We start from the raw sequence: 11,788 nt of genomic DNA, 5'->3' as shown, positions 1-11,788 counted from the left end.
GGTCCGCCAGCCCGCCCCGGAGCCCTCCCCTTGGGCGCCGCGAGTTCAACCGCCCCTTCTTGAGAAAGGGGCTTTCCGTTAGACTGCGAGCGTCGAAGCCGCGACATTCCGCGGCGATGCCACCCTCTTCCGGGGGTGCGCATTTCATTGTGTGACTCATCTTTCAGTCAGGCTTGCCAAGAAGCGGCCCCAAGGACGGGAAAGACCTGAAGCCGAATTACCTTCCCTCCGCGCCAGGCCGATAGGCGAACAAGGCTCGAGCTCATTTTTTTGGGGGGCTAGACCGGTCCTTGCTATCCCGAACAGGCCAACCAAGTGAACCGGCGCGTTTGTTTACCCACCTTGCGCGCCTGCTGAGCCGCTGAGGGCCGACCATTGACTTTCGGCGACATGGCCGTGAAAACCGGCATGCGGCTTCAGAAGATCACCTTTGGTGAGATGCGCGAGATGGCCGAAGCGGCTCCTGATCTGCTGCCAATGGGGTCGCAACTCCCTGGCCGGACGAGGTTCGCTTGTCTGGTATCGAGCCGCGCTTTGTGTGCGCCGGGTGCGGCTACCGAGGGCGGAGGTCAGGCCGGATTTAGCAACGGCAGGCCGCGCCGCAATTGTGTCCTCGAAAGGCTCTTAGAGGAACGAACGCGCAGAGGAAAACTTGGAGGGTTTGCTGGCTCACACGACCGGGAGCCGGCGGGCCGGCCCCGGCCCACCTTCCAGCCCCCCCCGAAGCCGGGGCCGTCTCTCAGCCGCCCAGTGAGGTGGACTTACTTCTGGGTGTTCCGCTTATAAATACACGCTTTTGGAACAAAGGGAGATTTATTAAAATCACAATCTGTTCTCGCCCGGAGAACTGCGGGCCCGCCGGTTCACACTGCCGGGCCTTTTGCTGTCAGATACTGGAGATTGTTAGGAGCCTGTACGGAAGGACCGCCCCTCTAGGAGCGGGCCAAATCCGTCGTTGCGAACTGTGGCTTCCTGCTCCGCCTCCTGGCATCCCTATTCACTAACCTGGGTTAATCGATTTCAGAATTTGGGGGTACCTACTTAAATGGCGACCAGCTGAGGCGGCTCCATGGTCGCTACATGTCGGATTCGGTTTCTGCGCGCATCGAGCGAGTCTTCTACGAATCTCGGGCTATTCGCGAGCAGCGGCGTGCTTTGTGCGAGGAAAGCGAACGGACAATTCTCGCACTAAGACGTTCGATCTTTGAGAGTGCTTCCGTTCGCGCAGAGATCAGGGCTCAGCGTGAGAACCGGAAAGAGTAAGCTTGCGGCGCCAGAAGGGCTTCTAAGCGCGACGCTCGCTCGCTTGGTCGGCATCGCGGATGATCCCTCGCCGCACCGCTGCGGAGCAGCGCCAGCGATGCGGCGATCTGCTCCCGAGATCGGCGGAGCATTTCGACCGTCATCTGGTGGCTGCCGAATTGGGGCGGCGCGGCCGGGTCGTTTCAGATCGATTGTCGGTGAGCATTGGCAGGGTCCCGCCTCTTGCTCACTTAACCTAAATTAGAGCACGGCTCTACAGTGTCCAAAAGTGAACTTAGCCCACGGCCAAAATCAACGCGGTGGCGGCTCGAACCGCTCGATTCTCTGGTCGCCTTGCCATAGCTCCACGGCGTGGCCGTCAACAAGCTGCTTGGCACGTTGGCGGGCGTCGTGTTCATCTCGACAAAGGAGATCGATCCGGCCGGTGAAGTGGCCGTCCTGATCGACGAGATAGGCTCTGTATTCTTCCACCTTGCGCTCTGGTCTGTGCCGCCGTCCCGGCGAGTTCGGATGCGCGCCCGCTGGTTCCTGCATCCACATCCGTTAGTTTGCCCATCCGCTCCTTCAGGAGCGCGCATCGATGCATCAGGCGCGCCTATCGGTGCGAGATCGTGCGTTTCGTGTGCTGAGCGCTGCGGACGGAGCTTTCTTCTGATTGAGTGCTCTGAGTCTTTTCCTCAGAAGAAGGATTTCGGCATAATCCCGTGCGATCTTTGGATCGATGCGTAGCCTTTCTAGTCGCTGCTCGTGCAGTTTCAATAATGCCGCAACATACGAATTTTGAATTGGCGGGATACGCATGGAAAACCCTCCAAAGAAGGAAATGCGCAAAAAAGGTCGCTCTCAAACTTCTTCACCGCAAAAACTTGGCCGGTGACCTGCGCTAACTTCCAAGTAGCCTGTCGAACCAACCGCAGACCAAAAGAGCCGGCTCACTCCCCGCATAGTCTTGGTCATCAGGCCGAGACAGCGGGGACCTAGCGCGCCGATCTCCCGTCGCGGGACCATGCTAAAAATGTGCCATGACAGTCTCGTGAAGGCCGCCTGCGCTCGATGGACGCTGATCTCAACAAGGGAACCGCAGTTCCGCAGCTATCAGTTCAATCTGCGCAGCAGCTTTCTGATAATCGCCTGGCAGTCGGTGATGTACTGCTTGATCAATTGGCGACGTTCTGCGTGCGACCTGGAACTGGCCGTAGCGGTCGACAGCGACGATGAAGCGGGCGCCCTTGAGGGCTTCCTCAGCGCCAAGGGGACCAGGCGCTTTGACAAGCAGCTCACGTTGCCGCTGAAGGGGCGCAGCATGATGGTCCGGGAGGGCAAGCCGGCCGGCGTGCGCCGCAAGCCGCTGGCGCACAGACCGGCGCACCGGGAATTGACTCGCGATTGAGACCCCATTCGGCGCATACTCGTTCGGTCATCGGCGACCGCACCGAGGCATTACCGGTGACTGAGAGTGTTGGGCTCCCGCCTCGAGGGAAGCACCCATGACCCAATCTGAACACCTGCCGCCCACCTTTGCACCCATCGCATTGCAGCGCCCCGCCTGTCCGAGGTGCAAATCTTCGATGATGCTGGTCAGTATCGAGCTAGAACGCCCAGGCGTGGACTTGCATACGTTTCAATGCGCTGTCTGCAATCACGTACTTACGACCCTTGCCGCGTGCGAAGATCCTATGCATTCCAAAGTGGGCCGGTGCCTTCAAGGCGATTTGCCTCCGCTGAAGTAAGGTGCTGCGTGAATGAACCGGCGGCTTTGCTGGTGGTAATCGCGCGAGCGGCGGACGGACTAGGACCAATGTCCTGCTTTGTAGCTTGAGATCGGGATTCGTGAGCAACGCCCGTGCCAACCGATATCGCAGATTAGCCCTCGCTTCTGGCGATAAGGCTAACGCTGACCTGCTGCTTAAGCTCGCAGATGAATGCGATCGAGGGATTCTCTGCACCGCCGAATGGCGCTCAGCTCCCTACACAAGCGCGCAATCACCAAACGCGGCCGAGGAGAGGTTGCATTTTTTCGCGTGGGAACCTTCAAATGATGGTCGTTGAAAGTGGTTCTTATTCCGGTCGAACGCCCGAGTGAGAACAAGTCGTCACAAGCAGCAACGTTCGGCTGCATTGCCAATCTTTTCCCAAAGTCGGTTCAATCACTTTGAGAGGAGTGCCAATCGCCATAGTGGCACCGGCTGCCACCAGAACAACGGCTGTCAGTGCGAACATTCGAGAGGTCGTCCAATTAGCATTCATGGCGCTTCCCTCCACCTGAAGCGCGCACACTATGCTTGGCGATATCTGCCACTTGTGAACTACTTCACACATGCGCATCACACCCGCGTGCAGGGAGCCCGCCCGCGTGAACCGGCGTGTTTTGCGCGGACGGCTTGAAGGGCCCTACTTGCATGCGCCATAGTATTGAGAAGGAACGAAGTTTCCGTTCAGTATAGAGTGTCTGCTGTGTACCGACTTGCCGTCTGTGTGACTGATCGAGGTCGTTTGGACGGCGCCACCAGCCAGCTTCTCTTCGAACGTGATTGCCTGATCACCGTTGAAAAAACCAACATCGGACAATCCGGCATTGCCGATGAGAACCGCCCTCTTTGTCAGCGTATCTAACGCGAACTCAAGTTTGAAATTTTCCCTTTGCACTCCCGTCGGCGATGCCATGGCATCGTACTTGCAGATCCAGCGAAGCGTATCGGCGTGCACCCTCTCACTTGGAATGCAGCCCGCCGCGGCCACAAATATCGGCAAGATGACATTTAAAGGCTTCAAGTCCCCCTCCGTATTCGTGAGAATTACACTCGAGATATCCGGTCCCAATATCGTCAAGCTGAGACAGTTTCGGAATTTTCCGACGCTTTGACAACGGGCACCACATTGCTTTGCTTAATATCCTAGGGAAGGATGCTGACGGCTAGGAACTGGTCATGCCCGCGTATCTCGTCCGGACGATCAAAGAACATGACCTGGTCGGAGTGTTTTACGCCCCGAACGTCTATGACTTGGCGTACATGCTTGATGAGGTTCTGGACCCGAGCCAGTGTGAGTACACCTCTATCGGACCTGGTGGCGTCATCTGGGAGGAGCCAGCTATCACCATTCCCGTTCCCCGCAAAGTGAGCGATGACGACGAGCCGGGTGATGATGAGGATAGCAACCTGATCCCGTGGAAGGATGCGCGTTTCACCGAGAATTGGGCACTTCTCGCGTACAATGAAGGCGGGAAGCGGTGGAGGAAGATAGAGGTGAGCGTAGAGGACCTTTACGGCATTGATCCGGAAACGCCGGAGCCCGATCCGCCGCCTGCTCGAACCCCAAAACCAACCGGGAAAGTAGTGCCCTTTAGACGGCGCAAGTAGGCCGATGGATCTATTGGGCCGCCGGGCAAGGAGGCTTGGTTGGGGCTGGCAGAAGATTGGCTGAGACCGGCCGGAGGTGCCGGCGCGCAAGTTCCGCGTAAGGGGTGAGCTTATCGGTTGGTGGCCCGTTTACCTGACCGGCCCTCCAATTAGCGCTGATGGCCTAAACCAAATCCCAAGACGAGCGCCTTCTGACGAAGCGCCCCCTCAGTGCGCTTCATCTCCTTTGCAATCTTCGCAACGGGAGTACGATCCTTTGAGTGCTTTTTAAGAGCTCGCAGCTCAGCGGATGTCCACTCGCGGCGAACAGTTTTCTTTGCCTTTTTGGCCACTCGGTGACTCCATGAATTGTTAGGAGCGCGGTCTAACAACATGGCGCGTAGTGCGCAACCATGCCGCCGTTGAACTTCACCGGCTGATAAAATTTCAAAACATCACCGTGTTATTCCACAACGATCACGGTAACCGCGGGGCTGCTTGCTAGCGCCGCTGTCGCACTGACCCTGTCGTTTTTGACAGGTGCGGGCCGTCCTGACATGTGGGCACGATCGCGGCTAAAGGACGAGGGCCGCAGCTTGCGACGTTACTACTTCCCAATTTTCCACAAAGGCGAGACACAGGCGGACGATGTCGGGGAGTTATTTCGCTCGGCTGAAGAAGCTGCCCAATACGGCGCCCGTGTCGCTCGGGATATCGCCAGCGATCCCGATTGCGACCGTGATGCGGATACGGTTGTAATCGTGGTTGATGCCAGCGGCGCCGAGGTGGCGCGGCATAGGGTTGCTAGTTTTGCAACCGCTGTCTAGCCCGTTCGCCACCGCGTTGAAGCTTTGAAAGACAATAGGATTTTCCAATTTTGCGATCAGATCATCACCGACGTAGGCGCGATGCTCCCTTCACAGATCGCAAGAAGCGGAGGCGTCGAGCGTTGCGGTCAGTGACGGCGATACGAGGAGGGCGCGGGATGACCGAAACCATAAAGACGTTGCCGTCGCGAATTTTGCTCACCTCTTTCTTGGCGCCTTGTCAACCGCACGCCTGCCCCCTCCTCCGCCGCCTTAGCCTTGAGCATCATCAGGCTGCCGGTTCGGCCAGATCGCGTCGATAGTCCGGCTTAGCATTTCGATCGCGCACGGCTTATGCAACACGGGCCTGCTCTTGAATTACTCCGGCACCCCACCCGAACCATAACCGCTCAGAAAAAAGAACGGGGGCCCCCGAGCCGTGATCGCCTCCGCTACTGGCCTGACATTTGAGCCCTGCAAATTGATGTCGAGAATGGCAAGATCGTAGGGCTCATTTTCGGCGAGCGATCGGGCCTGATCCAGATGTCCGGGTTGCCCTCAGCGGACCAATCGGTAACGTGGGCACGAAGGCTGCTTTTGGACCCCAAAGCGGACCTTAAAGTCCGCACTCCCGTGCAGAGTCAAAATCACTTCCGTGAGCGCCTGAGGCCTGCGGTCGGCTCCCGTCCGGCCGAATCAAATCCCATCCGCGCTGAATGAGAAATCCTGATGGCTGAGCGCGTCCACGCGGCGCCGCGATTCAGGATCTGGCTGCGCGACGCGCATCCCGCGCTTACTGTCCAACAAATGGAGACGGTCATGATGAAGGTGTGTCGTCGATGTGAGCACAACTTGCCGCTGTCACGCTTCCGAACCGGCAAGAAGGCCCCGCGAGTCTGCGAGTCGTGCCTTTCCAAGCTGATCGCCGGGGCAGTGTTCACGATGAACCCGACCGAGGCCGCGTCCTTCATGGCGCGCCTGGAGGCTAGCGAGACACTACGTACAATCGTCGGTGGTGGTGGAACGACGATCTGCTCCAAGAAGGCGTTCGATAAGCACTGCGAGCTGTATCCGGAGTGGGGCGCAAAGGCGCTGGGTCTTGCTGCGTGCAACCGCAAGCTTGCAGACAAGAGGAAGGGACGCTCTAACCCCAATCTTCCAGCGCGCCCGACGAACGTTACAGAAGATGACCTCCCGACATTCCCCGAATTAAAGGCGCGGAATTTCAGCATTCCTGACTGCGCCGCTATTGATACCTGTAGAAATTGTCCTCATCCGGCCGACTGTGCCGCGTTGGCTGAATGCCTCGACAAGATTAACGCGCGCGCCGCTATCCCACATCAGGAGGAATACATGAGGCCCGAGCAGGCCGTCGCGTGTATGTCAGTTCTCGAAAAAGGGATGAGCAAACGATGGCTGACTGGCTACGTCAAAGGCACCAAGGCCATCGTATCTGCAAACAAATTTGAAAAGCACTGCGAAAGGTATCGAAATTGGGGTGCTTGGGCTGCTGCTCTGGTCCAGCGCAATCGCAAACTGGCCGATAAGAAAAAGGGCCACCGCGGAGGACGGGATTTCTGCGCACAAGGGCATTCCTATGCGATCCATGGCAAGAGCTACTTGCAGAACGATGGTCGCTGGCATCGGCAGTGCTTGACGTGCGTCGGCCTCCGATCGAGGAACCCGACTCATACACCTAAGCAGGAATTGGTCGAGAAGGTGCGCGCGGCTGTGATTGCCGGCACGCGGGTCACCGTCTTGACAGATCGGCATACGGCGGCGTTCGTTTGCGACTTTCGCCAGATCAGGGCCATCCGTCGTCTCCACCACGACATAGCGGAGATGATCGACCGTAACTCGCAGCAGCCGCGCCTTATAGTGCCGCGACCAGCTATCATTCGCTCCTCGAATCTGCGGGAGCCGACATTAACGGGCATAATCGCGGCGCCGGCTGATCCGCTGTTTACGCTCGCCGATCAGGTCATCCCACGCAACCTGCCGCCCCACATCCGCAGGCCCGCGGTTAGTTCGCTCGCTGCGGCGCTGTGGCTAAAGGAGGTTACGCCGGAAGACGCGGGTCGGATCGCGAAGATGTTCGTCAAGGCTGCATGGAAAGAGGACGCCGTTGATCGTCGCTTCATCTCGCTCGACGCGCCGGCATTCCGGGATGGAAGCGTGCCGCTGATCGAGAGGATCAGCGAACGTCAGGGTCTTTGGGCGTAAGTTTTGATCGCATCCGGCCGCCGTGGACCTCGGAAGCACAAGCGGCGTAATCCCTCACGGCCTTGTCCCAAGCTGTTATTTGGACTGGCAGGACTAACGAGCAGCGTGCACCATGTTGCGGCTGTCGGGCCTTGACCAGGCAGACCTTCGGCCCCCGCGCTGGTTAGGTGCGGACCTCATGCCCGGGGGCCGAGTTGATCGATGCCTCGCCCCGCGGCACTCCCGGCGCTCTGATCCGCAATTGAATTGGCAGCCGGGAGCATTGGGGGCTGGAAAGCCAGCCGTGCCAGTCTTCACGGACGAGGCGTTCGTATCGCTCTCCATGACGGCGCGGTACCGACAAATTCAACGCCAAATATAACCAAGAATATAACTACACACGCAGGCGGCGCAGTTCATGGATCACACTTTCGGGCATCCGATCTTGGCCTCGGATGCACCCGCGAGTCGACCAAAACCTCGGTGACGGACTTGTAGTAAATCGTGGTTGTGCCGTCGCCATTATCGTGTACCGCAAGACATCTCGTTCCATTCGGGACGTCCTTCCCTTGTCGGTCGACGAAGCGCATTGAAACCTCCCGCGTTGAGCCCCGAAAGGCGTGTGGAAGGGACACGTTACTACCAGTGGATTAGAAGAAAAGACAGGACGGCTGCCGCGACAACTAAATCGCCGGAGTAGCTCAATGGTAGAGCAGCGGCTTCATAAGCTGCACTTGTACCCGAAGAACCAAGGCTAATTAGCACGCGCGAGCCGCAACCGCCTTCATCCTATGATTGGCGAAAGAGGCTGTTACTTCGCCCAGCGCTATCAAAGACGCGGTTCTGCGAGCTGTTCCTCTTCGATGAGCGGTTCGGGCCACCCCAACGCGGCATAAAGCTCCGACAGCGACCTGCTGAGAACTTGGTCTCTAGTTTTTTCGCCCCACTGCTCGATCAGTGCTTCCTGAGCTGCTTCCACGGTCCATCCTGATTTTTGGTGTCCTTTTCTATGATGGTGCGCTTCTCAGCAAAACGCCAATGGGTCCGCACATCAGGTTGAGGCCTCGCTCGGTAGGTAGGAAAGACTGGAAGGCGGCCTGTAAAGGCTGTACAGTTTTCCTGAGAAATCCGTACATTTCTGGGGTAAGTCCATGCGGGATCAAGAGAAACGCCAAAGAAAGCCCGCCATTGGCTACACGCGGACCAGTTCGGCAGCGAACGTCGGGCCAGACAAAGATAGCGTCACCCGCCAGCGGAAGGCGATCCAGGCTTACGCGAACCGGGCCGGTTACCGCATAGTAGAGTGGTTCGATGATCCGGCCATTGGTGGAAGCGACACCATAGATACCAGGCCGGGCTTTATGGGCGCCCTGGAATTGATCGCCACCAATGGTGTCCGGACAATCATCGTCGAAACAGCCAACCGCTTCGCGCGTGACTTGATCGTCCAGGAAACGGGATGGAAGCGGCTAAATGCGGAGGGCGTAGCGCTGATCGCGGCCGACTCCCCGATCAGTTCATGGACGATACTCCGACTGCGGTGCTGATCCGCCAGATCCTTGGGGCCGTTGCACAGTTTGACAAGGCGATGACCGTTGCCAAGCTGCGAGGCGCGAGAGAGCGAAAGCGTCGAAGGACCGGCGCCAAAGTAGAGGGACGTAAGAGCTGGGCTGAACGGAAGCCAGCTATGGTCGAAGTTGCAAAGCAGTTGGCGACCAAAAACAGATCTTTGCGCGATGTAGCTGCAGAACTGGCTAGGCTCGGGCATTTGAACGAGCGGGGAGCAACCTTTTCTGCGTCGTCGATCAGGTCAATGCTTCGCTAGCTCTAACCAAGTTGGGATTCAAAGGGGGAGTTCGATGGGCAATCTCATTCACAACGAAAAGGCGAAGCTGCATGCAACGTATCTAAACAATCTCGGCGTGGCCGCGCTCGTGGGCGGCATCATAGCGCCGGTGTTTGGCAGCAACACGGGCAGCGTATTTACGGTCGCGGGCTCGTTCCTCTTTGGCGGCCTAATGAGCGCCATATTCCATGCCGGTGCACTGTGGTGTCTCTCGGACTTGAAAGAGTGATGTAGAATTGCGGAAGGATTGGTAGGTACGTCCTCGCGTTTCAATAATCGTTCGAAGCAAGGCAAACCCGCCGGTTCACACTGGCGGGCACGTTGTTCTCCGGGCAGAGAACAGATTGTGAAAATAATAAATCTTGGTTTGTTCCCAGCGCGTGTATTTATAAGCGGAACACCCAGAAGTAAGCCCGCCTCAGTTGGCGGCATGGTCGTATGCGCCGGGGTCACGCTGGCGGGCCTTATACGTTGTTATCTTGGAGCGCAGCCGACGAGCACCTAGGTCTCGCCGGCCGCTTTGCGCACGGTTATTGCGAGTTTCGAAATTCGGCGCCGTTGCTTCTGATCCTTGATGCCCCACACAGCACCATGATGTTCGTGGCCAGTGTCGGGGTCCCAGCCGACCATGAGCCCCAAAGCCCTGAGGTCGCCAACCCGGATCTTGGTCGCGCCCATACCATCTTCGGCAAGATAATCGCACGCATCGAGCCCATCGGCGGCCATCCAGCGAATGATATCCACCGACATGCCGCCGTCACTCGATTCGGAATACGCTCCGGAGGATACCCGCACAGTGCCTTTCGCCGGATCAGGATGAAGATCGTGCGGTGGAACGATGTGTCGCAGAACGTAGTCGGCGTCGAGAATTTCCGGGTGATCGTGCGGAAGGATCGTGCCGTGTTGATCGCGAAACGGTGGCGCCGGCATGACCTTCGAGGTCCGACGAGCTAACTGCGGAAATGATCTCGAAGTACTTCCGTCAGTCGATCCCAAGTATCCGTAGGCAGATCGGTCTCAACCTCAGCGCCACCGTTGCCGGCTTCGACCAACAAAGCCGAAATCTGAAAAGGCCGCGCGATTTCCACTTCAAGCTCGGCGGAGTCTGAACTCCACTCCAACTGAATACCGCCGTTGCCGAGCGGAACTATATTGGGAGGCAAACCATCCTCTGGCATAATTTGGGCCAACGCGTGCCAGGCAAACGAGAGTACGTCAGCGCGTACGGCAGCTGATCCGCGCTGGTCCCAATTGTCGCGCAGTGGCGCCAGAGCCATCAGCCGATCGACAGCTGCTCTCGCCCATTTCGAACGGTGCACGACGCTCGGTGCGCTCAGCTGAGGCCGCGCAACAACCACCGGCTTGAAGCTCGATCTGACCAGCTCGCCAACGGTGTTGGCTGATTGATACCACTGGTCATCTGTGCGAAGCGCTGTCGCGGTCATTGCGTTCTCTCCCACAGCTTATGCATCTTTGGCCCCGTCAGATGGGCAAAACCTTTAACGACACTAATGCGGCCTTTGTTCAAAAAATCAACAATACCATTTTCGTCGGGAGTCGTCGGTCGACCGCGTGCAGTCAGGGTAAGCTGAATGATTGCCTGTCCGTCCAACCTGCGACCAGGCTCAGCCGAGGCAAGGAGGCGGCCCATGGGCTTTCCGTCGTCGTCTCTCATGATGTAGCGCAGAAGAAACCTGAGGTCCTCGGGCTTGCCGAGGTCATCAAGCGCAAGGCTACCAGTATGTTGCCCGAACAGGTCGTCCGTTATATCCGAGAGACTTCCACCTGACGCAACCGGCATCTGGTTGATATAGGTGACCTCACACTGATTCGGAATGATGGAGCCGAGGCCCTCACTAGAAATTGCATCCGAAAAAGTGGCGAAACCGGTTTTGAACGTCTCAAGCATCCGCTCAAATCTCGGATAGCTGTCCGCCGCGCCCACCTTGCGCCAATTGTGCAGAAAGCGGTCCTTCTGAACCTGCAGAAGCTCGGTGCGCGCCTGATTGATGAAGAACACCCTGGGCGTCTCAGGACCAGCCACGAGCTGCAGGCTCATGCCAAACTGGGGATTGGGTCCGAAAGTCTCGAAAATAGGCGGAAGAGCCTGCTGCTCTTCGAGCAGCGGAAATTGGTCGCGAAAGCGCTGCCAAACTAGTCCGACGTGGGGCGTCAGGAAGCCCGGAATGACGTCAAACTGGGCACCGAGCGCAACCTCGGTCAGCGGAGGTGCCCTGAACTCCGGGAGGTCTGCTGGCCGTCGGCTAGTCATGGCGGCGGTCGTCTCAGCTGGGCATTCATCACGAAGCAGACCATATGACCGTTAAGAAATG

At 58.0% G+C, this 11,788-nt stretch carries 13 protein-coding genes; 6 read left to right on the top strand and 7 right to left on the bottom strand.

The genetic code is table 11. The annotated features are described in order from the left end of the window. Nucleotides 1–1,554 precede the first annotated feature (1,554 nt). Nucleotides 1,555–1,797 carry a hypothetical protein gene (locus tag AB3L03_RS34320; RefSeq protein ID WP_368507912.1) on the bottom strand — a complete coding sequence of 81 codons (243 nt, stop codon included), beginning with the start codon at nt 1,795–1,797 and terminating at the stop codon, nt 1,555–1,557. 499 nt (nt 1,798–2,296) lie between these two features. Here AB3L03_RS34320 and AB3L03_RS34315 point away from each other — a divergent pair, with 499 nt between their 5' ends. Next, a complete protein-coding gene (locus AB3L03_RS34315; protein ID WP_368507911.1) occupies nt 2,297–2,653 on the top strand; it encodes a hypothetical protein in 357 nt (118 codons plus the stop codon). A gap of 1,001 nt (nt 2,654–3,654) precedes the next feature. On the opposite strand, the gene AB3L03_RS34310 is transcribed toward AB3L03_RS34315, so the two are convergent. Continuing rightward, nucleotides 3,655–4,035, bottom strand: a complete 381-nt coding sequence (locus AB3L03_RS34310) for a hypothetical protein (RefSeq protein ID WP_368507910.1) — start codon at nt 4,033–4,035, stop codon at nt 3,655–3,657. Nucleotides 4,036–4,190: 155 nt separating this feature from the next. Here AB3L03_RS34310 and AB3L03_RS34305 point away from each other — a divergent pair, with 155 nt between their 5' ends. Beyond that, the gene (locus AB3L03_RS34305) at nt 4,191–4,622 is read left to right on the top strand and encodes a hypothetical protein (RefSeq protein WP_368507909.1); all 432 of its coding nucleotides are present in this window, start codon (nt 4,191–4,193) and stop codon (nt 4,620–4,622) included. A 149-nt stretch (nt 4,623–4,771) separates the two neighbouring features. Here the strand turns inward: AB3L03_RS34305 and AB3L03_RS34300 are convergent, their stop codons facing one another. Beyond that, nucleotides 4,772–4,996 carry a hypothetical protein gene (locus AB3L03_RS34300; protein WP_368507908.1) on the bottom strand — a complete coding sequence of 75 codons (225 nt, stop codon included), beginning with the start codon at nt 4,994–4,996 and terminating at the stop codon, nt 4,772–4,774. A 201-nt stretch (nt 4,997–5,197) separates the two neighbouring features. Here AB3L03_RS34300 and AB3L03_RS34295 point away from each other — a divergent pair, with 201 nt between their 5' ends. Further along, nucleotides 5,198–5,428: a hypothetical protein gene (locus AB3L03_RS34295; protein WP_368507907.1), complete on the top strand. Its 231-nt coding sequence runs from the start codon at nt 5,198–5,200 to the stop codon at nt 5,426–5,428. Between the two features lie 708 nt (nt 5,429–6,136). Beyond that, the gene (locus AB3L03_RS34290; RefSeq protein ID WP_368507906.1) at nt 6,137–7,630 is read left to right on the top strand and encodes a hypothetical protein; all 1,494 of its coding nucleotides are present in this window, start codon (nt 6,137–6,139) and stop codon (nt 7,628–7,630) included. An 808-nt stretch (nt 7,631–8,438) separates the two neighbouring features. Here the strand turns inward: AB3L03_RS34290 and AB3L03_RS34285 are convergent. Next, on the bottom strand, nt 8,439–8,588 hold the full coding sequence (locus AB3L03_RS34285; RefSeq protein WP_368507905.1) for a hypothetical protein: 150 nt from the start codon (nt 8,586–8,588) through the stop codon (nt 8,439–8,441). Between the two features lie 172 nt (nt 8,589–8,760). Between AB3L03_RS34285 and AB3L03_RS34280 the strand changes: the two genes are divergently transcribed. Then, nucleotides 8,761–9,156: a recombinase family protein gene (locus tag AB3L03_RS34280; RefSeq protein WP_368507904.1), complete on the top strand. Its 396-nt coding sequence runs from the start codon at nt 8,761–8,763 to the stop codon at nt 9,154–9,156. Between the two features lie 312 nt (nt 9,157–9,468). Next, nucleotides 9,469–9,684, top strand: coding sequence for a hypothetical protein (locus AB3L03_RS34275; RefSeq protein ID WP_368507903.1), 216 nt, complete (start codon nt 9,469–9,471; stop codon nt 9,682–9,684). A 272-nt stretch (nt 9,685–9,956) separates the two neighbouring features. On the opposite strand, the gene AB3L03_RS34270 is transcribed toward AB3L03_RS34275, so the two are convergent. The 3 genes from AB3L03_RS34270 to AB3L03_RS34260 are packed head-to-tail and all read right to left on the bottom strand — an operon-like array spanning nt 9,957 to nt 11,727. Next, nucleotides 9,957–10,385, bottom strand: coding sequence for a hypothetical protein (locus AB3L03_RS34270; protein ID WP_368507902.1), 429 nt, complete (start codon nt 10,383–10,385; stop codon nt 9,957–9,959). A gap of 20 nt (nt 10,386–10,405) precedes the next feature. Beyond that, nucleotides 10,406–10,900 carry a hypothetical protein gene (locus tag AB3L03_RS34265; RefSeq protein WP_368507901.1) on the bottom strand — a complete coding sequence of 165 codons (495 nt, stop codon included), beginning with the start codon at nt 10,898–10,900 and terminating at the stop codon, nt 10,406–10,408. Further along, nucleotides 10,897–11,727, bottom strand: coding sequence for a TIGR04255 family protein (locus AB3L03_RS34260; RefSeq protein WP_368507900.1), 831 nt, complete (start codon nt 11,725–11,727; stop codon nt 10,897–10,899). Before AB3L03_RS34260 ends, AB3L03_RS34265 begins: the two co-directional genes overlap by 4 nt. Between the last annotated feature and the right edge of the window lie 61 nt (nt 11,728–11,788).

Source organism: Bradyrhizobium lupini (assembly GCF_040939785.1).
In the GTDB taxonomy this organism is placed as follows: Bacteria; Pseudomonadota; Alphaproteobacteria; order Rhizobiales; family Xanthobacteraceae; genus Bradyrhizobium; species Bradyrhizobium canariense_D.
This window is presented reverse-complemented; position numbering and strand designations above follow the sequence as displayed.

Excerpts from the sequence above, each read along its gene's own strand:
- AB3L03_RS34320 (WP_368507912.1), bottom strand. The coding sequence starts at position 1,797 with ATGCAGGAACCAGCGGGCGCGCATCCGAACTCGCCGGGACGGCGGCAC.
- AB3L03_RS34305 (WP_368507909.1), top strand. The coding sequence starts at position 4,191 with ATGCCCGCGTATCTCGTCCGGACGATCAAAGAACATGACCTGGTCGGA.
- AB3L03_RS34300 (WP_368507908.1), bottom strand. The coding sequence starts at position 4,996 with ATGTTGTTAGACCGCGCTCCTAACAATTCATGGAGTCACCGAGTGGCC.
- AB3L03_RS34290 (WP_368507906.1), top strand. The coding sequence starts at position 6,137 with ATGGCTGAGCGCGTCCACGCGGCGCCGCGATTCAGGATCTGGCTGCGC.
- AB3L03_RS34280 (WP_368507904.1), top strand. The coding sequence starts at position 8,761 with ATGCGGGATCAAGAGAAACGCCAAAGAAAGCCCGCCATTGGCTACACG.
- AB3L03_RS34275 (WP_368507903.1), top strand. The coding sequence starts at position 9,469 with ATGGGCAATCTCATTCACAACGAAAAGGCGAAGCTGCATGCAACGTAT.
- AB3L03_RS34270 (WP_368507902.1), bottom strand. The coding sequence starts at position 10,385 with ATGCCGGCGCCACCGTTTCGCGATCAACACGGCACGATCCTTCCGCAC.
- AB3L03_RS34265 (WP_368507901.1), bottom strand. The coding sequence starts at position 10,900 with ATGACCGCGACAGCGCTTCGCACAGATGACCAGTGGTATCAATCAGCC.
- AB3L03_RS34260 (WP_368507900.1), bottom strand. The coding sequence starts at position 11,727 with ATGACTAGCCGACGGCCAGCAGACCTCCCGGAGTTCAGGGCACCTCCG.